Origin of the sequence: Streptomyces sp. A3M-1-3 (genome assembly GCF_024213665.1) — a bacterium.
Lineage (GTDB): Bacteria > Actinomycetota > Actinomycetes > Streptomycetales > Streptomycetaceae > Streptomyces.
Genome location: NZ_JANAVP010000005.1, coordinates 124,135 through 146,834 on the forward strand (window position 1 = coordinate 124,135; position 22,700 = coordinate 146,834).

The window sequence follows — 22,700 nt, forward strand, 5'->3', positions numbered from 1 at the left end:
AAGAGCTGCGGGGGCACGGAATCGCTACAACCGCTTAGGTCTGGCCTAGGCGGCTTATGCGAACAGCCCGGGGATGGTCTCCTCGTGCGCGGTACGCAGCTCGCTCAGCGGGATGCTGAACTCGCCCTGGACCTCGATCTCCTCGCCGTCCACGACACCGATCCGCGTCGCGGGCAGGCCGCGCGCGCCGCACATGTCGGTGAAGCGGAGCTCCTCGCTGCGCGGGACGGCGACGATCGCCCGGCCCGCCGACTCGGAGAAGAGGAACACGAACGGGTCCAGCCCTTCCGGGACGACCAGGCGCGCGCCCTTACCGCCGCGCAGGCAGGACTCGGTCACCGCCTGGATCACGCCACCGTCCGACAGGTCGTGCGCCGCGTCGGCCATGCCGTCGCGAGAGGCCGAGATCAGGATGTCGGCAAGGAGCTTCTCGCGGCCCAGGTCCACCTTGGGCGGCAGCCCGCCGAGGTGGTTGTGCACGACCTGGGACCAGGCCGAACCGCCGAGCTCCTCGTGTGTGTCACCGAGGAGGTACAGCAGCTGGCCCTCCTCCGCGAACGCGATCGGCGTACGGCGGTTGACGTCGTCGATGACCCCGAGCACGGCCACGACCGGCGTCGGGTGGATCGCGGTCTCGCCTGTCTGGTTGTACAGCGAGACGTTGCCGCCGGTGACCGGCGTGCCCAGCTCCAGGCAGCCGTCCGCGAGACCGCGGCAGGCCTCGGCGAACTGCCACATGACGGCCGGGTCCTCGGGCGAGCCGAAGTTCAGGCAGTCGGAGATGGCGAGCGGCTTGGCACCGGAGGCGGCCACATTGCGGTACGACTCGGCGAGCGCGAGCTGCGCACCCGTGTACGGGTCGAGCTTCGCGTACCGGCCGTTGCCGTCGGTCGCCATGGCCACACCCAGGTTCGACGCCTCGTCGATCCGGATCATGCCCGCATCCTCGGGCTGGGCCAGCACCGTGTTGCCCTGCACGAAGCGGTCGTACTGGTCGGTGATCCAGGACTTGGCGGCCTGGTTCGGGGAGCCGACCAGGGCGAGGACCTGCTCGCGCAGTTCCGCGGAGGTCGCCGGGCGCGGGAGCTTGTTGGCGTCGTCGGCCTGGAGGGCGTCCTGCCACTCGGGGCGGGCGTACGGACGGTGGTACGTCGGGCCCTCGTGCGCCACGGACCGCGGCGGTACGTCCACGATCTGCTCGCCGTGCCAGAAGATCTCCAGGCGCTCGCCCTCGGTCACCTCACCGATGACGGTGGCGATGACGTCCCACTTCTCGCAGATCTCCATGAACCGGTCGACCTTGTCCGGCTCGACGATCGCGCACATGCGTTCCTGCGACTCGCTCATGAGGATTTCCTCGGGCGAGAGGGTCGCGTCACGCAGCGGGACGGTGTCGAGCTCGACGCGCATACCGCCGGAGCCGGCGCTCGCCAGCTCGGAGGTGGCGCAGGACAGACCCGCGCCGCCGAGGTCCTGGATGCCGGCGACCAGGTCCTCCTTGAAGATCTCCAGGGTGCACTCGATGAGGAGCTTCTCCTGGAAGGGATCGCCGACCTGGACCGCCGGACGCTTGGCCGGGCCGGTCGAGTCGAACGTCTCGGAGGCCAGCACGGAGACGCCGCCGATGCCGTCGCCGCCCGTGCGGGCGCCGTACAGGATGACCTTGTTGCCCGGGCCCGAGGCCTTGGCGAGGTGAATGTCCTCGTGCTTCATCACGCCGATGCAGCCGGCGTTGACCAGCGGGTTGCCCTGGTAACACTCGTCGAAGACGACCTCGCCGCCGATGTTCGGCAGGCCCAGGCAGTTGCCGTAGCCGCCGATACCCGCGACGACGCCCGGCAGGACGCGCTTGGTGTCGGGGTGGTCGGCCGCGCCGAAGCGCAGTGGGTCGACGACGGCGACCGGGCGGGCGCCCATGGCGAGGATGTCGCGGACGATGCCGCCGACGCCGGTGGCCGCGCCCTGGTAGGGCTCGATGTACGAGGGGTGGTTGTGCGACTCCACCTTGAAGGTGACCGCGTATCCCTGGCCGACGTCGACGACACCGGCGTTCTCGCCGATGCCGACGAGCATGGCGTCGCTCTGCGGCTTCTTCTCGCTGAACTGGGCGAGATGGACCTTGCTGCTCTTGTACGAGCAGTGCTCGGACCACATCACGGAGTACATGGCCAGCTCGGCGCCGGTCGGGCGGCGGCCGAGGATCTCCCGGATGCGCGCGTACTCGTCCTCCTTGAGGCCGAGCTCGGACCAGGGCTGCTCGACGCCGGGGGTCTCGTCGGCGTGCTTGACGGTGTCCAGAGTCATGCGTTGACCAGCTTCTTCAGGATCGAGGTGAAGAATCCGAGGCCGTCGGTACGGCCCGTACCGACCAGCGGCTCGACGGCGTGCTCGGGGTGCGGCATGAGGCCGACGATGTTGCCCGCCGCGTTGGTGATGCCGGCGATGTCACGCAGCGAGCCGTTGGGATTGCCGTCCAGGTAGCGGAAGGCGACCCGGCCCTCGGCCTCGAGCTCGTCGAGGACGCGCTCGTCGGCGACGTACCGGCCGTCGATGTTCTTGAGCGGTACGGAGATCTCCTGGCCGGCCGAGTAGTCGGCGGTCCAGGCGGTTCCGGCCGTCTCCACCCGCAGCTTCTGGTCGCGGCAGATGAAGTGCAGGTGGTTGTTGCGGAGCATCGCGCCGGGTAGCAGGTGCGACTCGGTCAGCACCTGGAAGCCGTTGCAGATGCCGAGGACCGGCATACCGCCCCTGGCCTGCTCGATGATCGTCTCCATCACCGGCGAGAAGCGGGAGATGGCCCCGGCGCGCAGGTAGTCACCGTAGGAGAAGCCGCCGGCCAGGACGACCGCGTCGACCTGCTTGAGGTCCTTGTCGCGGTGCCACAGCGAGACGGGCTCGGCGCCCGCGATACGGACGGCACGAAGGCTGTCCCGGTCGTCGAGCGTGCCGGGGAAGGTGACGACGCCGATGCGCGCGGTCACGACTCCACCTTGACGACGAAGTCTTCGATGACGGTGTTGGCGAGGAACGTTTCGGCCATCTCGTGGATGCGGGCGAGGGCGGTCTCGTCGACCGGTCCCTCCACCTCGAGCTCGAAGCGCTTCCCCTGGCGGACGTCGGCGATTCCCTCGAAGCCCAGGCGCGGCAGTGCACGCTGCACCGCCTGGCCCTGGGGGTCGAGGATCTCCGGCTTGAGCATGACGTCGACTACGACGCGTGCCACTGGCACTCCCGTGGTGGTTTGGTGCGAAGGCGGTTCCTTCAGAGTACCCGGCCCAAAAATCTACGCGGGTAGATATCCAGGCCGGCGTCAGAAAAAATTCACCCGGCCCCGATTGCGAGGGGACACGCTGGCGTAATTAAATGGGCTTCACCAGGCAATGGTTTTAGCTGTACAAAGGAATCCGCAGAAAAGACGGATTGATCCGAAACAGCCATACAGTCGACATCGCCGCACGTCAGCGCGGTGAGGTCGCATCGAAGGGACCGATATCCGTGGCGCAGCGCGTAGTAGTCACGCTCTCCGACGACATCGATGGCGGAGAAGCGGCGGAAACGGTTGTCTTCGGCCTCGACGGGAAGTCGTACGAGATCGACCTCAATCTCTCCAATGCAAAGAAACTGCGCAAGAGCCTCGCGCCCTACGTCGAGGCCGGCCGCAGGCAGTCCCGGTCCGGGAAGGCGTACAAGCACACCGCGCTCGCGCCGGACCCGGCGGTGGTCCGCGCCTGGGCCCGCTCGAACCAGTTCGACGTGCCCCCGCGCGGCCGGATCCCGAAGGCGGTCTACGAGGCCTACAACGCGGCCCACTGAGAACCGACTTGCATTGCACCCCCGCCGGTCGGCTAGAGTCTGGAGCACGCCGAGGGGCGAGGCCGAAGGGCCGGACCTCGCGGGAGTCATGCGGGTGTAGTTCAGTAGCAGAACATCCCCCTTCCAGGGGGAAGGCGCAGTGTGCAATTCCTGTCACCCGCTCTGCATCGCCTTACCGTCCACCTGGGTGGATCAGGTAGAGTGGTGTTCGCACCGACCAGTGAGAGCTGGTGGGGAGTATGCGGACGTGGCTCAGTTGGTAGAGCATCACCTTGCCAAGGTGAGGGTCGCGAGTTCGAATCTCGTCGTCCGCTCAAGAGGAGAAGGCCCCGGTCATTGCGACCGGGGCCTTCTTCGTGCCCGTAGCTGTGTGAGCGATGACATTTGTCATGAGCACTGATGACAGCGCGCACTGCTCCACGGCACGCGGCGGCGGAAGCCTTGAGTCATGGACAGCGACAAGTACGTGATCGAGGCCGAGGGGCTCCGGCGCAGCTACGCCGGCGGCTTCGAGGCCGTCCGGGACATCTCCTTCTCCGTGGCGCGCGGCGAGCTGTTCGCGCTGCTGGGCACGAACGGCGCCGGCAAGACCTCCACCGTCGAACTGCTGGAGGGGCTGGCCCGGCCGAGCGGCGGCACCGTACGGGTGCTCGGCCACGACCCGTACAGCGAACGCGCGCAGGTGCGTCCGCGCATGGGCGTGATGCTTCAGGAGGGCGGTTTCCCCTCCGAACTGACCGTCGCGGAGACCGTGCGGATGTGGGCCGGCTGTACGAGCGGGGCCCGGCCGGCCGGCGAGGTGCTGGAGGCCGTCGGGCTCGCCAGGCGGGCCGGCGTACGAATCAAGCAGCTGTCCGGCGGCGAGAAGCGGCGGCTGGACCTCGCGCTGGCCCTGCTCGGCCGCCCCGAGGTGCTCTTCCTCGACGAGCCGACCACGGGCCTGGACGTCGAGGGCCGGCGCGAGACGTGGGAGCTGGTGCGCGCGCTGCGGGACGGCGGTACGACGGTGGTGCTGACCACGCACTACCTGGAGGAGGCCGACCTGCCTGCTGAACTGGACGGCGCGAGCGGGGTGTTGGCGGCCGCCGGGGCTCGCCGCGCTGCTCGGGCTCGAGGACGATCTGGTGGTCGTCGCCGAGGCCGCCTCCGGGCCAGAGGCGCTCGCGATGGCGCGGGCGCACCGGCCGGACGTGGCGGTGCTGGATCTGCAGATGCCGGGCGCCGACGGTGTGAGTGTCGCCACATCGCTGGGGCGCGAACTGCCGGAGTGCCACTGCATGATCGTCACCGGTCACGGCCGCCCCGGGCATCTGAAGCGGGCGCTCGCTGTGGGAGTGCGGGGGTTTGTACCCAAGACAGTGTCGGCGCAGCGGCTGGCCGAGATCATCCGGACCGTGTACGCCGGAGGGCGTTATGTGGACCCGGAGTTGGCGGCCGACGCGATCAGTGCCGGGGACTCGCCGCTGACCGCGCGCGAGGCCGAGGTGCTGGAACTGGCGGCGGACGGGGCGCCCATCGCGGGGATCGCCGAGCGGGCGGCGCTGTCCCAGGGAACCGTCCGGAACTACCTCTCCTCGGCCGTGTCGAAGGTGGGGGCGGAGAACCGGCACACGGCGGTGCGCCTCGCTCGCGAGCGAGGTTGGGTATAGTGGTCTCCGCGCTACGGCGCATGCGGACGTGGCTCAGTTGGTAGAGCATCACCTTGCCAAGGTGAGGGTCGCGAGTTCGAATCTCGTCGTCCGCTCTTGCGAATGACGAAGCCCCCGGTCGATTCCGACCGGGGGCTTCGTCGTGTCCCGCTACGACCAGGGGAGCCCGGTGAGGCGCTCGTACGCCTCCAGGTACTTGGCCCGGGTCGCGTCCACGATCTCCTGCGGGAGCGCGGGCGGCGGCTGCTCGCTCCGGCGGTCCCAGCCGGAGGCGGGGGACGTGAGCCAGTCGCGTACGTACTGCTTGTCGTACGACGGCTGCGCGTGGCCCGGCTCCCAGGTGGCGGCCGGCCAGAAGCGCGAGGAGTCGGGGGTCAGCACCTCGTCGGCGATGATCAGGTGTTCGCCGTCGAAGCCGAACTCGAACTTCGTGTCGGCGAGGATGATGCCGCGGTCGCGCGCGATGTCGCGGGCCCGGCCGTACACGGCGAGCGTCGTCTGGCGCAGGTGGGCGGCGGTCTCCGCGCCGACCTGGCGGGCCACCTCCTCGTACGGCACGTTCTCGTCGTGGTCGCCGACGGCGGCCTTGGTGGCGGGCGTGAAGATCGGCGCCGGCAGCTCGGAGCCGTCCACCAGGCCCTCGGGGAGGGCGAGGCCGCAGACCGTACGCGACTCCTGGTACTCGGCGAGGCCGGAGCCGGTGAGGTAGCCGCGGGCGACGCACTCGACCGGGACCATCCGCAGCGACTGGCAGACCAGCGTGCGGCCGGCCCAGTCGGCGGGCGCCCCGGCGGGCAGCTCGGTGCTGATCACGTGGTTGGGGACGAGGTCCGCGAGCTGGTCGAACCACCACTGCGAGAGCTGGGTCAGGACCCGGCCCTTGTCGGGGATCTCGGTGGGCAGCACCCAGTCGTAGGCGGAGATACGGTCACTGGCGACCATCACGAGGTCGCCCGCCTCGTTCTGGTACAGGTCGCGCACCTTGCCGGTGTGCAGGTGTACCAGGCCCGGGACCTCGAGGGGTTCGGGCTTTTCGACGAATCCGGACACGGTTCCTCCCCGTGGTTCTGTCCAATCGCATCGATTCTCCCGTACGCGGTGCGCGGCGGCCCGGTCAGGGTCGGCCGGGGCGGCCACGGGTCGCCCCGGTCTCACCCGGTCCGCTCAGTCGCGCTTGCAGATGCGGTCGAGGAGGTTCGCGGTCGCGCGCTGGATCCGCTCGTCGACATGGCCCGGCCGGTCCAGCGCCGGAGACCAGGCGAAGGTGCCGGACGCGAAGACGAGCGCGCCGCTCGGCGCCCGGTAGAGGGAGGTCTCCTGGTGCCGGACGGCCCCGCCGCCATCCTGGTACGGGGAATGGGCCAGCAGGATCCGGCCATCGTGCTGGGGCAGCGCGGTGCGCGGGAAGTAGCGGTCGGCCTCGCCCGCCACCAGCCCGTCGATCTCGTCGCCCTCGGCCGCTCCCGTCGCCTCCCAGAGCCAGTGGTCGGCGTTGCGTACGACGAGGGGGTGCGGCTCGGGGACCCGCCCGGCGTACTGGATGCCCATCAGCTGCTGCTCGGGCCGGTCGACCTCGCGCCAGAGGGCGGCCTTGCCCGGGCCGCGCCTCTTGCGGCAGGTGAGGAGGCGGTCGGGGACGCCGGAGGGGGACGGGCCGAGCTCGACCTGCCAGTACATGGTGTTGGCGGAGAGGAAGACCAGGGACGTGCCGTGCTCGCGGGCCAGCTCCGCTGTGCGGCGCATGGGTGCGGACCAGTATTCGTCGTGGCCCGGGAAGACCAGGCCGCGGTAGCGGGTGGGGTCGATACGGCCCGCGTGCAGATCGCGGGTGTCGGCGTACGCGAGGTCGTACCCGTACCGCTCGGCCCAGCGGATGAAGTCGTAGGCGTGGCCGACGTGCAGGGGGAGGCCGGCGCCCGCGTACGGACGGTCGAAGGAGACCGTGACCGCCGCGTCCTCCTCACCGAGCAGCCGCCCTCGCTCGTCCCAGGCGTGGTACAGGCTGGCGCCCGTCCGGCCGTCCTCCGGATAGAGGTTGTACGCCTGCCAGGTGACGTCGGGGAGGAGCAGGAGCAGGTCGGCCGGGTGGTTGTCGCGGACGGTGAACGGGATGTGCGAGCGGTAGCCGTCGGCGGTGGTGAGGACCGCTACGTACGCGCCGATGTTCCAGTACGAGGGGATCTGGAGCCGCCAGGACAGCCACCAGTGGTGGCAGGAGACCGTGCGGTCGGCGGTGAGCGGGGCCGGCTGGACGATGCCGGAGAGGCGCGGGCTGGTGGTGATCTTCGACGCGCCGTCGCCGCCGTAGTGGCCGATGCGGTAGATGTCCACGGAGAACTGCTGCGGGGGGTCCACGGTGATGTGGAAGTCGATCGCCTCACCGGGGGAGGCGGCGCCGGTGGATGCGAACCCCTTGATCTGGCGGTGCACGTCGTCGGCGGTACGGGGGCCCGCTCCGGCGGCGCGCGGCTGCGGGATCCTGCGGCCGGCGTGCGGGGCGCGCTCGAGGCCCTCGGCGTGCTCGCTCACGTGCTCGGCGTACCAGGGGACGACCTGGCCGGTGTCGTCGAAGTAGTGCTCGCTGCCGCGCAGCCACGGCAGGGGGCCCTGGCCGAAGGGGTCGGTGACGGCGTGCGCGAGGGCACCCGACTCCCATCGCCGGATCTGTTCCGCGCTCATACCGCTCCCCTCCCTCGATCGGTGTCCACCCGCGACCGGCCCCAGCACATCACATAACGCGCTCAGTCCGTCACCGTTCGTCGCGAATTGACTTGAAGCGGAATGCGGTCCACCGACTTGTGCGGCCGACCGGGCGCTTCAGACCGGCGCTTCAGAGCGGCGCTTCAGAGCGGCGCTTCAGACCAGGCGGACGGGCTTCTCCGCGCGCACTCCCAGGGAGTGCAGCCAGGCGCGCAGCGGCTCGGGGTCGCCTTCCTCCACCAGGCTGAGGACAGGGTTGCCCAGGTCGGTGCGGCGTTCGCCGCCCACCAGCAGAGCCGGGCCGTCCAGCCAGTCCAGGCCGGGGGCCGCGCCGGCGGTGTCGATGGCGGCGCAGCAGACCATCGCCGTGACGTGGTCGGCGAGCAGCTCCCGCCCGGTGCGGGGCGGCTGGAGGGGAAAGAGCGGGACCATGCCGGTGTCCCAGAGGCCGTCGCCGGCCCCGGTACCGGTACCGGGGCCGCGCGGCGGCGTGGGCGCAGCCGCCTCCTCGCGGGCCATCTCGGCGGTGACCCCGGCGGCCAGCGGCTCGCAGCTCTCGCTCGCGAGGTGGGTCATGATCCGGTCGAGCGTGGGCCCCGTCTCGTGGGCGGAGCGGCGGACTCCCATGGAGTCGAGGACCCGGTGCAGCCGGGCCGCCTCCGTCCGCCACTTCCGGTCGACGACCTCTTCCGGGTACTGCTGCCAGTCCACCGGGGACCAGTCGGGCCCGGTCTCGGCGGGGCCGCCGTGGAAGAGCCGGGCCGCCAGCAGGGACGCGGCCTCGTCGACCGCGCCGGGCTCCTCGAGCAGGTCGCAGGCGGGCCGCTCGCCCAGCCGGGACGCGAAACCCTCGGCGAGGCGGTCGCGGCGGGACAGCTCGGTGAGGGCGGAGACGACGCCCGCGTCGAGCCGGGACGGCCAGCGGCCCATCCGCCAGGCCGGCAGCGCGACCCGTGTCAGCAGCCGGTCCCAGCCCGCGTACGCGAGGCCGACCTGTTCCTGGGCGACGATCCGCAGTCCGTAGTCCACAGCCTGTGCACGCTCGGAGGCGGCGGCGGCGACCCCGCGCTCCATCTCCGACGCGTGCGTACGGCACAGGCGGAGCAGCAGCCGGGCCGGCCGGCCTACGACCGAGAGCGCCACCGCCCGCACCGGCCGCTGCCCCGGGCCGGCCGCGACGGCGACGGCCGCGTCCAGCCCCCGTACGAAACGGCGGGCAGCGGCTATGTCGGGGTTCGCGGAGGGCCCGGTGCCGGCCACGACGGGCGCGAGCACGGCCCGCAGCTCGGCCACCCGCATCCACCACAGGAACGGCGAGCCTATGACCAGAACGGGGGCGCCGGCAGCGGCAGCGGCCGCGGCGCTCCGGCCCTGGTCACCGGATATGCGGTGCGCCGGGTGTGTACGGTCCTCGAGCCAGCTGTCGCAGTCGGGCGTCAGGGCTATCGCGGACGGCGCCGGCACCCCCAGACGCTCCGCGAGGTCCCGGACGAGCCGGTACAGGTCGGGCGCGGACCTCTCGGCGAGCGGCACGGTCGGGCTGACGGCGGGGCTGGCGCGTACGACCACGGCCGCGAAGACGCCCGCGAGGAGCAGTACGAGCAGCGCGACGGCGGACACCATCCAGCGCGCGGTGTCCCAACTCGCGCCGGTCAGGCGGCCCATGACACCGCCGGCCAGCAGCACGACGGCGACGGCCGCGGGCAGCAGGGCGACGGCCAGAGCCCGGCTGCGAACCCGCAGCACGGCCATGGCCCGGGAACGCGCCACCTGCGCGCCCACTTCCACACCCATACCGGACACGACCGGATGTCACCCCCTCTGCCCTGCGACGGCTTTGGTCACTCCCCCACTGTGGCACCCGTCACTGACATCGCAATGCCGGTGGGCCAAGTGCCGGAACGCTTGCGCCGCACCCTAGTTGGGGCTCGGGCGACCGTCAGCCGGATGGCCCATCGGTCACTCGATGGAATGGCTTTGGGCAAAGGTGACCGACTACCGGGCTACGCTCCGGCGGCCGCCTTCGCGGCGATGTCGGTGCGGTGCTGCCCACCCTCCAGCCGGATGCGGGACACGGCCGCGTACGCCCGCTCACGGGCATGTGCCAGGTCGGAACCGGTCGCGGTCACGGACAGCACCCGGCCGCCCGCGCTCACGATCGCGTCCCCGTCCCGCCGGGTGCCGGCGTGCAGGACGTACGCATCGGGCGCATCCTGGGCCGCCACCTCGTCCAGGCCCTCGATCGGGTCGCCGGTGCGGGGGGTCTCGGGGTAGTTGTGCGAGGCCACGACCACCGTGACGGCCGCGTCGTCGCGCCAGACCAGCGACGGCTGGGCCTCGAGCGTGCCGTTGGCGGCGTGGAGCAGGACGCCGGCGAGCGGGGTCCGCAGCCGGGCCAGGACCACCTGCGTCTCCGGGTCACCGAAGCGCGCGTTGAACTCGATGACGCGGACGCCGCGGCTCGTGATCGCGAGCCCCGCGTACAGCAGCCCGGAGAAGGGCGTACCGCGGCGGCGCAACTCGTCGACGGTGGGCTGGAGGACGCTCTCCATGACCTCGTCGACCAGCTTGGGATCGGCCCAGGGGAGCGGCGAATACGCACCCATGCCGCCGGTGTTCGGGCCCTCGTCGTTGTCGAGGGCGCGCTTGAAGTCCTGGGCGGGCTGGAGCGGAAGCACCGTCACGCCGTCGGTGATGGCGAAGAGGGACACCTCGGGGCCGTCGAGGAACTCCTCGATGACGACCCGGTCGCAGGCGAGGGCGTGCTGCCGGGCCTGGTCGACGTCGTCGGTGACGACGACGCCCTTGCCGGCGGCCAGCCCGTCGTCCTTGACGACGTACGGGGCGCCGAAGGCGTCCAGCGCCGTATCGATCTCCTCGGCGGTCGTACACACGTAGCTGCGGGCGGTCGGGACGTTGGCCGCGGCCATCACGTCCTTGGCGAAGGCCTTGGAGCCCTCCAGCTGGGCGGCCTCCTCGGACGGGCCGAAGCAGGGGATGCCCGCTTCCCGTACCGCATCGGCGACGCCGGCGACGAGCGGCGCCTCGGGGCCGACGACGACGAGACCGGCCTCCAGCTCCGTGGCGAGCCGCGCCACGGCAGCACCGTCGAGGGCGTCGACCGGGTACAGCTCCGCCACCTCGGCGATTCCGGCATTGCCCGGGGCGCAGTACAGCGCGCTGACGTCGGGGTCGAGGGACAGAGAGCGGCACAGGGCGTGTTCGCGGGCGCCGCCGCCGATGACAAGGACCTTCACGGCATGCAGCCTAGCCCGCTGCCGAGGATGCCCCCTGTATGGGCTGCCGAAGGGGCGCCCGCTACTCGTTCGTATATTCCTCCACGACCGTCGCGCCCAGTTCGCGCACGATCAGGTCATGGCCGGTCAGCGCCGTGTCGTCGAGGTCCGGGTCGTCCTCCTCCGGAACATCGTCTTCCGGCGCGACCGGCGGGGGCTCCGGCTCGCGGTGGACCGGGCGCTGCGGCTCCGGCGCGGGCACCGCCCGGGGGACGGGTGCCGTCTGCGGTACGGGCGCGGCGGCGGGAGCAGCGGGCGGCGGGGTCTGTACGGGCCGGGCCGCGGCGGGAGCGCCCCCACCGAACCCGCCACCGCCACCGAATCCGCCGCCTGGGCCGGGCGGCGGGGTGCCGCCGACCGAGGCACCGGAGGCATCGACGACCGCCTCGATCTTCCACTGCACCTGGAACTGCTCGGCCAGCACCTGCTTCAGTACGTCCTCGCTGCCGCTGCTCGCGAAGTTGTCGCGGGCGCCGGCGTTGGGGAAGCCGAGCTGGAGGGTCGTCCCGTCGAACCCGGTCACCTGGGCGTTCTGGCTGAGCAGGATCCAGGTGAAACGCCGTCGGTTCTTGACGGCCTCCAGGACGTTCGGCCACATACCGCGCACCTGCGCGGCGCCCTGCGCCATACCGGCCGAGGACGCGGGTGCGGCACTCGGCGCCGGCGGCGCGGCCGCAGCGGCCGGTGCGCTGGGCGCGCTCGGGGCGGCGGCGGGTGCGGCGGCGGAAGGCCAGGCACCCGCCGCGGTCCCGCCGCCGGAGGCTCCGCCACCGGGCCAAGCACCCGGCCGCTGAGCGGCCGCGGCAGAGGACGTGGACGCAGGCGCCGCGGCTCCTGGCCAGGCGCCGGGGCGCTGCGCAGGCTGCGTCTCGGCGGCAGCCGGTGCCGGTGCCGGTGCCGGCGGAGCGACGGGCGCGGGCGTCGCGGGGGTGGCAGGCGCAGCCGCTCCGGGCCACGCCCCCGGGGCCTCACCGGCGGCGGGAGGCGGCCCGGCAGGAGTCGCAGCCGCTCCGGCCTCCGGAGCGTCTCCGCCGCGCGCCGCCGCGCGGGCGGCGGCAGGGCCGGCGCCAGCCTGCACCTGCGGGACCTGCGGAGCCTGCGGCACCAGGCCATGCGCCTCCGGCCCGGGCACGTACCCCATCACGGGACCCGCGCCGCCACCCGCGACGAACGCCGCACCGGCGCCGCCGCGCTCCAGCCGGTCGAGGCGCGCCTGCACCGAGCGCTCGTCGCCGAACGCGGCCGGCAGCAGCACGCGCGCACAGATCAGCTCCAGCTGAAGCCGGGGCGAGGTCGCGCCCCGCATCTCCGTAAGCCCGGTGTTGACCAGGTCCGCGGCGCGGCTGAGTTCGGCCGCCCCGAAGACGGACGCCTGCGCCTGCATACGCTCGACGACATCGGCGGGCGCGTCGATCAGCCCCTTCTCACCGGCGTCCGGCACCGCTGCGAGGATCACCAGGTCGCGCAGCCGCTCCAGCAGGTCCGCGACAAAGCGCCGGGGGTCGTTGCCGCCCTCGATCACCCGGTCCACCACTTCGAACGCGGCCGCGCCGTCCCCGGCCGCGAAGGCGTCCACCACAGCGTCCAGCAGCGAGCCGTCCGTATATCCGAGCAGTGAGGTAGCCATGGCGTACGTCACACCGTCCGCGCCGGCGGCGGCGAGGAGCTGGTCCATGACGGACATGGAGTCACGGACGGATCCCGCGCCCGCCCGCACGACAAGCGGAAGCACGCCGTCCGCGACCGGGATCGCCTCCTGTCCGCAGACCTCCGCCAGGTAGTCGCGGAGGGTGCCGGGCGGGACGAGCCGGAACGGATAGTGGTGCGTACGCGACCGGATGGTGCCGATGACTTTCTCGGGCTCGGTCGTCGCGAAAATGAACTTGAGGTGCTCCGGCGGCTCTTCGACCACCTTCAACAGGGCGTTGAAGCCCGCCGAGGTGACCATGTGCGCCTCGTCGATGATGTAGATCTTGTAGCGACTCGCCGCGGGCCCGAAGAACGCCTTCTCGCGAAGATCACGGGCATCGTCCACGCCACCGTGCGAGGCGGCGTCGATCTCGATCACGTCGATCGACCCGCGCCCGTTGCGCGCCAGGTCCTGGCAGGACTGGCACGTACCGCAGGGCGTGGGCGTCGGCCCCTGCTCGCAGTTCAGACAGCGGGCGAGGATGCGCGCACTGGTCGTCTTGCCACAGCCGCGCGGCCCGCTGAACAGGTACGCGTGATTGACCCGGTTGTTCCGCAGGGCCTGCTGCAGGGGGGCAGTGACATGCTCCTGCCCGATGACCTCGGCGAAGGACTCGGGACGATAGCGGCGGTACAGCGCAAGGGACGACACGCCTACGAGGTTATCGGGGCCCACCGACAATGGGTGCCGCCCCCGGCCCCGGACACAGAAGCGCCCCCCACGCACCCGCCAGAGCCCACTTACCCTTGCTGCCTTCCGGCCCTGGGGGAGTTGGGTGAGATAGCGCCACGTGAGGGGCTGACCCCCACCCTAGCTGATCCACGGGGTGGGAATCGAGTTCGCGAGCACTCCTCAGCGTCTTGTATTGTTTGCGGCGGAGGATTCGCCTAGTGGCCTAGGGCGCACGCTTGGAAAGCGTGTTGGGGGCAACCCCTCACGAGTTCGAATCTCGTATCCTCCGCCAGTGCCTCACCGGGCACTTGAAGGCCCCGACCGGGAAACCGGCCGGGGCCTTCTGCGTTCCGTGGTCTCAGATCGAGTCTCATTTATTTGACGCATAACCGGATGCTTCGCCGCATTCCGGCTTCGATGGCCTATCCCTCGTACTCCCAAGGGTTCAGCAGGAGTGCGCCTGATCGCGCCAGATGCTTGATGTTGCGGCTCACCAGCGTCCAGCCGTTCGCCAGGGCGGTGGCGGCGATCAGCGCATCGGGTGGCCGCTGCCCCTGCTCCTGGTCGCCGGAATCGTCGTCGGCCTGGTCGCCACGCATCTGCCGGGAGCGGGGGGCCACATCCCCGCGTCCGGCCTGCACGTGGGAGGCGCCTCATCGGCTGCGCTGCCCGGGGTGCTGCTCGCGGCGGCGGCAAGCCTGCCGTTCGGCGCGGTACTGGGACCCGAGGCGCCGCTGATCGCCCTCGGCAGCGGCCTCGCCCTGCTGTTCAGAGACCTTGTCCGGACTCCGGCGGCCCCGCAGAGCACGGCGCTTCTGGGCGCGGCCGGAGCCGCGGCGGCCATCGCGGCGATCTTCGGCAACCCGCTGGTCGCCGCAGTGCTCCTCATCGAGGTGGCGGGGGTGGGAGGGCCACAGCTGTTCGCGGTCTTGCTCCCCGCCCTGCTGTCCAGCGGGGTGGGAGCCCTGGTGTTCACGGGCTTCGGACGCTGGACCGGCCTGGAGACGGGCAGCCTGGCCCTGAAGCTGCCCGAGCCGTTCCCCCGCCTGGACGCGGCAGATGTTCTCTGGTCGCTGCTCATGGCCGTGGCCATCGCTGTCGTAGTGCACCTGGTGCTGGCCGCCAGTCGGCAGGTAGCGGCGTACGTCTCGGTGCGAACGCTCATCCGGACAGTCGTCTGCGCACTCGGCGCCGCAGGATGCGCGGCTCTCTACGCGCTGATCACCAGCCGCTCACCCGTGGAAGTCGCCTCGTCCGGTCAGGCGACTCTGAGGGAGTTGGCCACCGCCCCGCATGCCTGGGGTGTCGGTACGCTGCTCACCCTCCTGCTGTTCAAGGGCGCCGCGTACGCGCTCTGCCTGGGCAGCCTGCGGGGCGGCCCGGTGTTTCCGGCGCTCTTCCTCGGAGCCGCGGTGGGTGTGCTGCTCGCGCCCCTCCCCGGCTTGGGAGTCGTACCAGGGATGTCAGCAGGCATGGCCGCCGTGGCGGCCAGTACCCTACGGCTGCCGGTCAGCAGCGTGGTGCTCGTTGTCCTTCTGCTCGGCAGCTCCGCCATGATGCCTGTCGTGATCCTGGCGGCCGTGGTCGCCTTCGTCATCACCGAGCTGCTGCCTCCTGGACCAGCGGCGGTCGATCAGACGGCCTGATCAGCGGCGCCGTTTCGCCGCAGGCCAGTGGATCGGGTTCCGGCTAGCATCGGGGCATGGGCGAAAACCCCGATAGCGGCGCCGACGACGCCATTCACGCTCACCTCACCGCCGTCGCTGAGGACTGGGCGGCGGCGATCGTCTCCAACGACGCGGCGCGGATCGCGAGCTTCATGTCCGACGACTGGGCCCTCGTCTCCGAGTCGGGAATCACCTCCAAGGCGGATTTCCTCGCGTTCGTCGAGTCCGGGCAGCTGACCCACTCGGCGATGGCTCTCGTCAGCGAGCCCCGGGTCCGCGTCCACGGCGACACCGCGGTACTGACCATACGGATGACGAACACCGCCCACTACGGGGGTCTACGTTACGACGCCGACGAGTGGACGTCGGACGTGTTCGTGAAACGGAACGGCCGCTGGCTGTGCGTGCTGAGCCACATCACGGCGGTGGCGCCGGCGTCGGCGGAGGGCAACCGCTGATCAATCGGGTGGCGTGGCCTCGCCCTGCCAGAAGTTCCACTTGTATCCCCAGGGGTCGGTAATGGTGAAGGTCCGCGGCCCATAGGGCTGATCCTTCGGAGGGTCCAGCTCCGCGCCTGCTACGGCACGGACCCGCTCGAAATGGGCATCGACGTCATCCACGTGCACGATGAGCAGGGCATTCTTACCGTCGTCGCTCACGCCGCCACCGCTGACCCCGATCTTCGTCGCACCGGCATAGATGTCGGCCTCGAACGTCCGCCCCGAGTCGTCGCGCCAGCGGATCGTGCCGGTGAAGCCCAGAACCCGCTCCATCCAGTCCAGAGCGGCGTCTGCGTCGTCGTACCGCAGATAGGGGGAGACGCCCTCGATCGCCATCCGATTGCTCCTTCGGGTAAGGGGAACCACCATCGTGCCGCGATCGTTTCGCACACGTCATGCGCAGCGGCGGAGGCGCTCCGGCGCGCAGTCTCGCGCCACCGGCCTTCTAGCCGGCCGTCGCTGCCTGCGTCTGCGGCGCACCGGGTGCTGACCGGTGCTGCCCGGGTCCCCGCGGCGCTGGAGGACATCGCCCAGTCCGCGAAGCAGGAGATCGTCTCGCTGCACCCGGGCAAGGCCGTACCGCCGGAGATGGTGGAGGAGGGCCTCGCGCGCGACCGCCAAGCCCTCGCCAAGGGGCATCCGGATCCGTACGGTGCACCTGCACGCCACCGCCGGCACCCCGCACATGGCCTCCTACCTGGACGACCTCAGGCCCTCGGCGGGCGGGTGAAGACCGCCCAGATGCTCCCGCTGCGGATGATCGCGGTCGACGGCTCGGCGGCAATGGTCCCCGCACCCGCGCCGGAGGGGCAGTTGGCGGCCCTGCTGGTGCACGGGGGGCCGCTCGCCACGGTGTTCCACCAGATCTTCGAGCACTGCTGGGTGACCTCGGCCTGCCTGCCGCTCCCCGGTTCCGAGAGTGCCGAGGGTACGAAGGCGGGCCTGGGCGACCGCGAGTCCGCCGTGCTCACCCTGCTCGCGGCCGGAGCGACCGACGAGGCGATCGCCCGCAGGCTCGGCTCCTCCGAACGCACCGTGCGCCGGATCGTGGCGGAACTCATGGAGCAGCTCGGCGCGACCAGCCGTTTCGAGGCGGGCGTCCTGGCCACCCGCAGCGGCTGGCTCGACCCCTCACCCCTCGCGGCCCGCCCGCGCTGAACCGCGCCTGTCCGCCGGGTGGCGGGGGTGCGCAGGAGCCGTCAGGGCGTACGAGCGGGCGTGGTGAGAGCCGCCGAACTCAAGCCGATCCGGGCCGCCGACGTGCCGGGACCCGTGAGCGGTGCCGGAAGCAGCCGGTGCCCGCCGCTGCTCCGCAGCAGGTCGGCCTCCCCGTAACGATGGCAGCCCGCGTGCCAGATGAGGATGCCGGCCATCCAGTTCTGCAGCTCCTCCACGTAGCCGTCCAGGACCTGGCGGGAGTCCTGGTCCAGGTCGAAGTCGTCGTACAGAACAGGGAGTTCATGGGCGGCGACATGCTGGAACTGCCGCATCCGGGACTTCATCAGGTCGTCGACGATGGAAAGTGCGGTCGGGTAGTCGCAGTTGAAGAAGTTCTGCACGACCAGGACGCAGTTGTGGACCTCGCCCTCGAACTCGATCTCCTTCTGGTACGAGAAGACGTCGTTCATCAGGGCGGAGTAGTCGGAGGCGGCGCTCTCCAGGGACTGAATCGGCCCGCTCGCGTAGATCTCGGGCGGGACCTGGCGGCCGTGGCCCAGCCGGGACAGGTTCATCGTGACGTCGGAGCCGAAGGTCAGCCGGCGCATCTCGATGTAGTCGACCGGGTCGGGGATGCGGTTCTGCGCCTGGTTGGCGAGCTCCCACAGCCAGCTCTCGGTCATGTCCTCGATGGTGGCCCGGAAGGTGCGGCGGGCATCCGGGACCATCGGGCCCGCCGTCCGGGCCCACAGGTCGGCCAGGCCCCGCTCCAGCCCGTTCACCGGTACGGCCGTCGGGACGCAGTCGAGCGGCATGAACTGCGAGAGCCGCTCGTTGCACGCCTTCGCACCCGCCAGGTTCCGGGCGTGCCCGTAGACGAGGGGGAAGTAGTCGTCCCCGTACGTGCCCCAGGTCAGCCAGCCCGAGGTCAGATCCAGCTGCTCGGCGGTCGCGTCCGGGTGGATACCGGCCGAGCAGAGCGGAAGGTCGTACGCGATGAGCTTCCGCTCGTCCCACACGTCGTCCAGCATCCCCACCCGGTGGGCCCACTCGACCAGGTTCGCCCGCGCCGTCTCCAGGAACGGGCTCAGCGTGGTGGTGAACGGCATGTCGAAATCGGGCAGCCGCGAGGGGCCGACCTTCTGGAAGGGGATATGGGTATAGCTGCGGAACCGGGCGGGGGCGCCCACCCCGATGCTTTTGACGATGTCGGCGGCGGAGGTGCCCAGTCCCACCGGCACCATGGAGAACGACGTCCCGCCGGCCGGCGCGGCGCCGCCGCCGTTCATATAGCGGCTGGAGCGCATGTGCCATTCGTGGCCGCCGGACTGCCAGTCCTGGAGCCCCTTCACATAGGCGAGGGTCGCGGCGGCGCTCTGCGGGTCGACGGCCCGCTCGGCGAAGAGCGGGCCGAGTTCGGTGAAGACCGTGCTCTCGAACTGCTGGAGGCGAGAGGTCAGCAGATCGTTTACGGCATCCGCGGCCTCCTGTGTCGTACAGCCGAGGAAGGTCTCCAGCACGAGTACGCCGTTGCTGAGTTCACCCTCGTCCTCGACCTCCCGCTGATACGAGAACAGGTCGTTGCGCAGGTGCACGCCGTCGGCGAACGTGTCCCTGAGGACCCTGAGCGGCCGGGATTCCGCGATGGCGTCGGGGACTTCGGCGCCCGCCGCGAATTCGACCAGCCCGGCCGACCACGGCGCGCCGCCGACCTTGCGGCGCATCTCGATGTACTCGACGGGATTGGCGATCCGGCCCGCATTGATGTTGGACAGTTCCCAGAGGGACTCGTTGAGCAGGTTCTTCGTGCTCTCGGCGAACCGCTCCCGCCACGCCATGGACATGCTGGGGACCGTACGGGCCCACAGGTCGGCCAGGCCCGCTTCGACCGGATTGGCCGGCTCCGGGATCTCGGCACCCAGGTCCATCGGCATGAAAAGGGGCAGCCGGTCCAGGTACGCCTTGCCGCCCTCCCGGTCCTGGGTGCGCTTGAAGATCTCCAGGAAGTGGTCGTCGAAGAAGAAGACCCACACGTACCAGTCGGTCACCAGGGACAGCTCCGGACCGCCGCAGTCGGGGTGGGTGTAGGAGCACAGCAGAGCGTAGTCGTGGGATTCGAGGTCGTGCTCCTCCCAGATGCCCGATCCTTCGAGCATCCCCATCTCGCGGGCCCATTCTCTCGTGTGCTCCCGCGCCTCCTCGAGATGCGGATTGAGCCGCGCCGGATACGGCATATAGAAATCCGGCAATTCAAAAGGCTGAGTCACTGAGCCGCCCCTCCTGGCAGACCACCACCCGGTCGGCCCAGCACTACCCCTGGTCACCTGGGGCTATCCGCCGCGCAAAACAGTCATACAAACGGGATCATGGAGGGATGGACATCACGATTCGGCTTGCCCAGCAGCCCGACGCCGACGCATTGCTCGGCCGCAGTCCACTGGCCGCGCTGGTCGGGATGCTGCTGGATCAGCAGGTCCCCATGGAGTGGGCGTTCTCCGGCCCGTACACCATCGCCCAGCGCATGGGCGCCGACGATCTCGACGCTCACCTCATCGCCGCCCAGGACCCGGAGGCGTTCGCCGCGCTGCTGTCGGAGAAGCCCGCCGTGCACCGCTATCCGGGCTCGATGGCCAAGCGCGTGCAGCAGCTGTGCCAGTACCTGGTCGAGCATTACGACGGCGACGCGCACGCGGTGTGGGAGGGCGTCACCAGCGGCAAGGAGCTGCTGGAGCGGCTGAAGGCGCTCCCCGGATTCGGGCAGCAGAAGGCCCAGATCTTCCTGGCCCTGCTGGGCAAGCAGTTCGGCGTACAGCCGGGCGGCTGGCGCGAGGCGGCCGGGCCGTACGGCGAGCAGGGCTCGTACCGCTCGGCCGCGGACATCACGGGCCCCGAGTCGCTGGCGAAGGTCCGGGCGTACAAGCAGGAGGCGAAGCGGGCGGCCAAGGCCGCGAAGGGGGGCTAAGGGGGGCTAAGGGGGGCCGTGCGTGGGCAGGTCGCAGACCATGAAGACAGAACTCACCGCCACCACCTCCAGCAAGGTCAACTCCGCGCTGCTGGCGGCCCGTAGAGCGGTCGGCAGTCCCACCATGGGCATGGTGCTCACCCTGCTCGTGGTCACCGACGAGGAGAACGCGTACGACGCGGTCAGGGCCGCCTCCGACGCCTCCCGCGAGCATCCCTGCCGCATCCTCGCCGTCATCAAGCGGCCCGCCCGCAGCCACCTGCGGCGGCACGTGACGCGCCTCGACGCCGAGCTGCGGGTCGGTACGGACGCCGGCACCGGCGAGGTCGTGCTGCTGCGGCTGCACGGCGAACTCACCGACCAGGCGGGCTCCGTGGTCCTCCCGCTGCTGCTGCCGGACGCGCCCGTCGTGGCCTGGTGGCCGGTGGACGCGCCGCAGCACGTGGCCGCAGACGACCTGGGCACGCTCGCGCAGCGCCGGATCACCGACGCGTACGCCGTCGAGGACCCGCTCGCCGAGCTCCGGGCCCGCGCCGCGTCCTACGCACCGGGTGACACCGATCTGTCCTGGACCCGGCTCACTCCGTGGCGCTCGCTGCTGGCCGCCGCCCTCGACCAGAACACGCGGAAGACCACCAAGGTGACCGGGGCGGCCGTAGAGAGCGAGGAAGGGAATCCGAGCGCCGAACTGCTGGCGCGGTGGCTGGCGGACCGGCTGGATGTGCCGGTCGAGCGGATCGTCACCGACGGCCCGGTCATCACCTGCGTACGGCTGCTGACGGAGGACGGGGAGATCCGGGTCGACCGGCCGTACGGGGCGCTCGCCACCCTCGCCGTGCCCGGCCGGCCCGACCGCCGGGTCGCGCTCAAGATCCGTACCACCGCCGAGCTGATCGCGGAGGAGCTGCGCCGGCTCGACGCGGACGAGGTCTACGCGTCGGCGTTGCGCTCACGCCACGCGGGACCGCCGGCCCAGTGACCGCCCGTGGTGTCGTCCAGCGCCTGCGGCGGGCTGTCCCTAAGATCGACCGGGAGATCTCCCGCCCAGCTGGGTCCCGATCGACCGGGCCAGGGACTTGAAGACTCCGCTGCCCGCGACCTGCTCGGCGAGCGAGGCGTCCTCCTCCTCCCGCGCCCGGCCCGCCCTGCCCTCCGCCTTCGCCGTCTCCTTCGCCGCCTCCTTGGCCGCCTCCTTGGCCCGCTTGGCCTCTTGCGCCTCCTCGGCGGCCCGCACGGCCGCCTCCTCGGCCGACTGCTGCTCGGCGCTGAGCTTCTCGTACGCCGATGCGCGGTCCACCGCCTCCGCGTACCGGGAGTAGAGCGGCGAGCCCGTGACCGCCCGGTCGAGCGCGGCCGCGTCGATCGGGCCCATCAGCGACTGCGGGGCACGCAGCCGGGTCGCGGCGACCGGGGTCGGGGCGCCCCGCTCGCTCAGCACGGTGACGACCGCCTCGCCCGTGCCGAGCTGGGTGAGCAGCTCCTCGAGGTCGTACTCCGAGTTCGGGAACGTCTTCACGGTTGCCTTCAGCGCCTTGGCGTCGTCCGGCGTGAAGGCGCGCAGCGCGTGCTGCACGCGGTTGCCGAGCTGGGCCAGCACATCGCCGGGGACGTCCTTCGGGGTCTGGGTGGCGAGGAAGATGCCGACGCCCTTGGAACGGATCAGCCGCACGGTCCGGGTGAGCGACTGCAGGAACGCCTTGGAAGCGCCGCTGAACAGCAGATGCGCCTCGTCGAAGAAGAAGACCAGCTTGGGCCGGTCTAGGTCACCGACCTCGGGCAGGTCGTGGAAGAGATCCGCGAGCAGCCACATCAGGAAGGTGGAGAAGAGCTGCGGCTTGTCCTGCACGGCGGGCAGCTCCGGTACGGAGACCAGGCCGCGCCCGTCCGGGCCTGTCCGCAGGAACTCGCTCGTGTCGAACTCGGGCTCGCCGAAGAAGGAGCCGGCACCCTGCTGCTCGAAGGCGGTCAGCGCCCGCAGGATCACTCCTGCGGTGACCGTGGAGAGCCCGCCTATTCCCTTGAGTTCGGCCTTGCCCTCGTCCGAGACGAGGAAGGCGACGACGGCCCGCAGGTCCTTGAGGTCGATCAGTTCCAGGCCCTTGGGGTCGGCGTAGTGGAAGATCAGCCCGAGTGACTCAGGACCGGGCCGAAGCTGGTCACGGTCGCGCGCACGGGAATGCCGGGGCCGAGGCCGCCGAGCGCGTAGAACTCGCACGGGTATCCGGTGCCATCCCACTCCTGGGCGACATCCGCGGCCCGTTCCCGGATCTTGTCGTTGACCTCGCCCGGAGCGGAGATTCCGGACACATCGCCCTTGATGTCGGCGAGGAAGACCGGCACGCCGTTGGCCGAGAGCTGCTCGGCGATCAGCTGGAGCGTATTGGTCTTTCCGGTGCCGGTGGCGCCCGCGACAAGGCCGTGACGGTTGAGCATGCCCAGCGGGATGCGGATCTGGCTCTCCGGCAGACACGTGCCGTCCAGAGCAGCGCACCCAGGTCGAGCGCGGGTCCGCCAAAGGCGTAACCTGCCGCGATCTCGGCCGCAGGGTTGGCGGAGGGCGTGGTTCCACTCATATGTCGCTCCCGTATTGGCG

At 70.9% G+C, this 22,700-nt stretch carries 17 protein-coding genes, 4 tRNA genes, 1 other RNA gene and 3 pseudogenes; 12 read left to right on the forward strand and 13 right to left on the reverse strand.

The genetic code is table 11. The annotated features are described in order from the left end of the window. Positions 1 to 54: 54 nt before the first annotated feature. Genes purL through purS form a run of 3 tightly spaced genes read right to left on the reverse strand, consistent with a single transcriptional unit; the run spans position 55 to position 3,223 of the window. Positions 55 to 2,304 (reverse strand): phosphoribosylformylglycinamidine synthase subunit PurL, encoded by a 2,250-nt coding sequence (gene purL, locus NLX86_RS07540; protein ID WP_254370815.1) that lies wholly within the window; start codon positions 2,302 to 2,304, stop codon positions 55 to 57. Beyond that, on the reverse strand, positions 2,301 to 2,981 hold the full coding sequence (gene purQ, locus NLX86_RS07545; protein WP_254370816.1) for a phosphoribosylformylglycinamidine synthase subunit PurQ: 681 nt from the start codon (positions 2,979 to 2,981) through the stop codon (positions 2,301 to 2,303). The genes purL and purQ overlap by 4 nt, the downstream gene beginning before the upstream one ends. Further along, complete coding sequence (purS, locus tag NLX86_RS07550; RefSeq protein ID WP_254370817.1) at positions 2,978 to 3,223, reverse strand: phosphoribosylformylglycinamidine synthase subunit PurS; 246 nt, start codon at positions 3,221 to 3,223, stop codon at positions 2,978 to 2,980. The genes purQ and purS overlap by 4 nt, the downstream gene beginning before the upstream one ends. 272 nt (positions 3,224 to 3,495) lie before the next feature. On the opposite strand from purS, the gene NLX86_RS07555 reads away from it, so the two are divergent. From NLX86_RS07555 to NLX86_RS07580, 6 genes and pseudogenes are all read left to right on the forward strand, one after another. Continuing rightward, a complete protein-coding gene (locus NLX86_RS07555) occupies positions 3,496 to 3,813 on the forward strand; it encodes an Lsr2 family protein (RefSeq protein ID WP_254370818.1) in 318 nt (105 codons plus the stop codon). 90 nt (positions 3,814 to 3,903) lie between these two features. After that, positions 3,904 to 3,975, forward strand: a tRNA-Gly gene (locus NLX86_RS07560). A gap of 79 nt (positions 3,976 to 4,054) precedes the next feature. Continuing rightward, positions 4,055 to 4,127 (forward strand) — tRNA-Gly (locus tag NLX86_RS07565). Positions 4,128 to 4,261: 134 nt separating this feature from the next. Beyond that, a pseudogene (locus NLX86_RS07570) lies at positions 4,262 to 4,859 on the forward strand (ABC transporter ATP-binding protein); the annotation flags it as partial. Continuing rightward, positions 4,860 to 5,462 (forward strand): response regulator, encoded by a 603-nt coding sequence (locus NLX86_RS07575; protein WP_254370960.1) that lies wholly within the window; start codon positions 4,860 to 4,862, stop codon positions 5,460 to 5,462. A 22-nt stretch (positions 5,463 to 5,484) separates the two neighbouring features. Then, a tRNA-Gly gene (locus NLX86_RS07580) sits at positions 5,485 to 5,557 on the forward strand. Between the two features lie 55 nt (positions 5,558 to 5,612). On the opposite strand, the gene NLX86_RS07585 is transcribed toward NLX86_RS07580, so the two are convergent. The 6 genes from NLX86_RS07585 to ffs form a co-directional block, all read right to left on the reverse strand. Further along, entirely contained in the window at positions 5,613 to 6,512 is a 900-nt protein-coding gene (locus tag NLX86_RS07585; RefSeq protein ID WP_254370819.1) for a phosphoribosylaminoimidazolesuccinocarboxamide synthase, read from the reverse strand. A 114-nt stretch (positions 6,513 to 6,626) separates the two neighbouring features. Further along, complete coding sequence (locus NLX86_RS07590) at positions 6,627 to 8,141, reverse strand: N,N-dimethylformamidase beta subunit family domain-containing protein (RefSeq protein ID WP_254370820.1); 1,515 nt, start codon at positions 8,139 to 8,141, stop codon at positions 6,627 to 6,629. Positions 8,142 to 8,318: 177 nt separating this feature from the next. After that, positions 8,319 to 9,956, reverse strand: a complete 1,638-nt coding sequence (locus NLX86_RS07595) for a hypothetical protein (RefSeq protein ID WP_254370821.1) — start codon at positions 9,954 to 9,956, stop codon at positions 8,319 to 8,321. Between the two features lie 209 nt (positions 9,957 to 10,165). Next, entirely contained in the window at positions 10,166 to 11,419 is a 1,254-nt protein-coding gene (purD, locus tag NLX86_RS07600) for a phosphoribosylamine--glycine ligase (protein WP_254370822.1), read from the reverse strand. A 61-nt stretch (positions 11,420 to 11,480) separates the two neighbouring features. Next, the gene (locus tag NLX86_RS07605; protein ID WP_254370823.1) at positions 11,481 to 13,799 is read right to left on the reverse strand and encodes a DNA polymerase III subunit gamma and tau; all 2,319 of its coding nucleotides are present in this window, start codon (positions 13,797 to 13,799) and stop codon (positions 11,481 to 11,483) included. A gap of 53 nt (positions 13,800 to 13,852) precedes the next feature. After that, positions 13,853 to 13,951: signal recognition particle sRNA small type (ffs, locus tag NLX86_RS07610), an RNA gene on the reverse strand. A gap of 73 nt (positions 13,952 to 14,024) precedes the next feature. On the opposite strand from ffs, the gene NLX86_RS07615 reads away from it, so the two are divergent. After that, positions 14,025 to 14,112: transfer RNA gene (locus NLX86_RS07615), tRNA-Ser, on the forward strand. 130 nt (positions 14,113 to 14,242) lie between these two features. Here the strand turns inward: NLX86_RS07615 and NLX86_RS07620 are convergent. Continuing rightward, the gene (locus NLX86_RS07620) at positions 14,243 to 14,461 is read right to left on the reverse strand and encodes a hypothetical protein (protein WP_254370971.1); all 219 of its coding nucleotides are present in this window, start codon (positions 14,459 to 14,461) and stop codon (positions 14,243 to 14,245) included. Between NLX86_RS07620 and NLX86_RS07625 the strand changes: the two are divergent. Then, positions 14,363 to 15,466 (forward strand): annotated as a pseudogene (locus NLX86_RS07625) (chloride channel protein); the annotation flags it as partial. The gene NLX86_RS07620 and the pseudogene NLX86_RS07625 sit on opposite strands and share 99 nt — an antisense overlap. 56 nt (positions 15,467 to 15,522) lie before the next feature. Continuing rightward, positions 15,523 to 15,945, forward strand: a complete 423-nt coding sequence (locus NLX86_RS07630; protein WP_254370824.1) for a nuclear transport factor 2 family protein — start codon at positions 15,523 to 15,525, stop codon at positions 15,943 to 15,945. Here NLX86_RS07630 and NLX86_RS07635 read toward each other — a convergent pair whose 3' ends face one another. Beyond that, a complete protein-coding gene (locus tag NLX86_RS07635; protein WP_254370825.1) occupies positions 15,946 to 16,323 on the reverse strand; it encodes a glyoxalase/bleomycin resistance/extradiol dioxygenase family protein in 378 nt (125 codons plus the stop codon). It abuts the gene before it with no gap. A gap of 147 nt (positions 16,324 to 16,470) precedes the next feature. Here NLX86_RS07635 and NLX86_RS07640 point away from each other — a divergent pair, with 147 nt between their 5' ends. Next, positions 16,471 to 17,145 carry a helix-turn-helix transcriptional regulator gene (locus NLX86_RS07640; RefSeq protein WP_254370826.1) on the forward strand — a complete coding sequence of 225 codons (675 nt, stop codon included), beginning with the start codon at positions 16,471 to 16,473 and terminating at the stop codon, positions 17,143 to 17,145. Positions 17,146 to 17,186: 41 nt separating this feature from the next. Here the strand turns inward: NLX86_RS07640 and NLX86_RS07645 are convergent, their stop codons facing one another. Continuing rightward, entirely contained in the window at positions 17,187 to 19,412 is a 2,226-nt protein-coding gene (locus NLX86_RS07645) for a terpene synthase family protein (protein WP_254370827.1), read from the reverse strand. A gap of 107 nt (positions 19,413 to 19,519) precedes the next feature. Between NLX86_RS07645 and NLX86_RS07650 the strand changes: the two genes are divergently transcribed. Together NLX86_RS07650 and opcA are read left to right on the forward strand one after the other, a co-directional pair. Beyond that, entirely contained in the window at positions 19,520 to 20,107 is a 588-nt protein-coding gene (locus NLX86_RS07650; protein WP_254370828.1) for an HhH-GPD-type base excision DNA repair protein, read from the forward strand. Between the two features lie 40 nt (positions 20,108 to 20,147). Beyond that, the gene (opcA, locus tag NLX86_RS07655) at positions 20,148 to 21,086 is read left to right on the forward strand and encodes a glucose-6-phosphate dehydrogenase assembly protein OpcA (RefSeq protein ID WP_254370829.1); all 939 of its coding nucleotides are present in this window, start codon (positions 20,148 to 20,150) and stop codon (positions 21,084 to 21,086) included. A 19-nt stretch (positions 21,087 to 21,105) separates the two neighbouring features. On the opposite strand, the pseudogene NLX86_RS07660 reads toward opcA, so the two are convergent. Further along, positions 21,106 to 22,680: pseudogene (locus tag NLX86_RS07660) on the reverse strand (helicase HerA-like domain-containing protein); the annotation flags it as partial. Positions 22,681 to 22,700 lie beyond the last annotated feature (20 nt).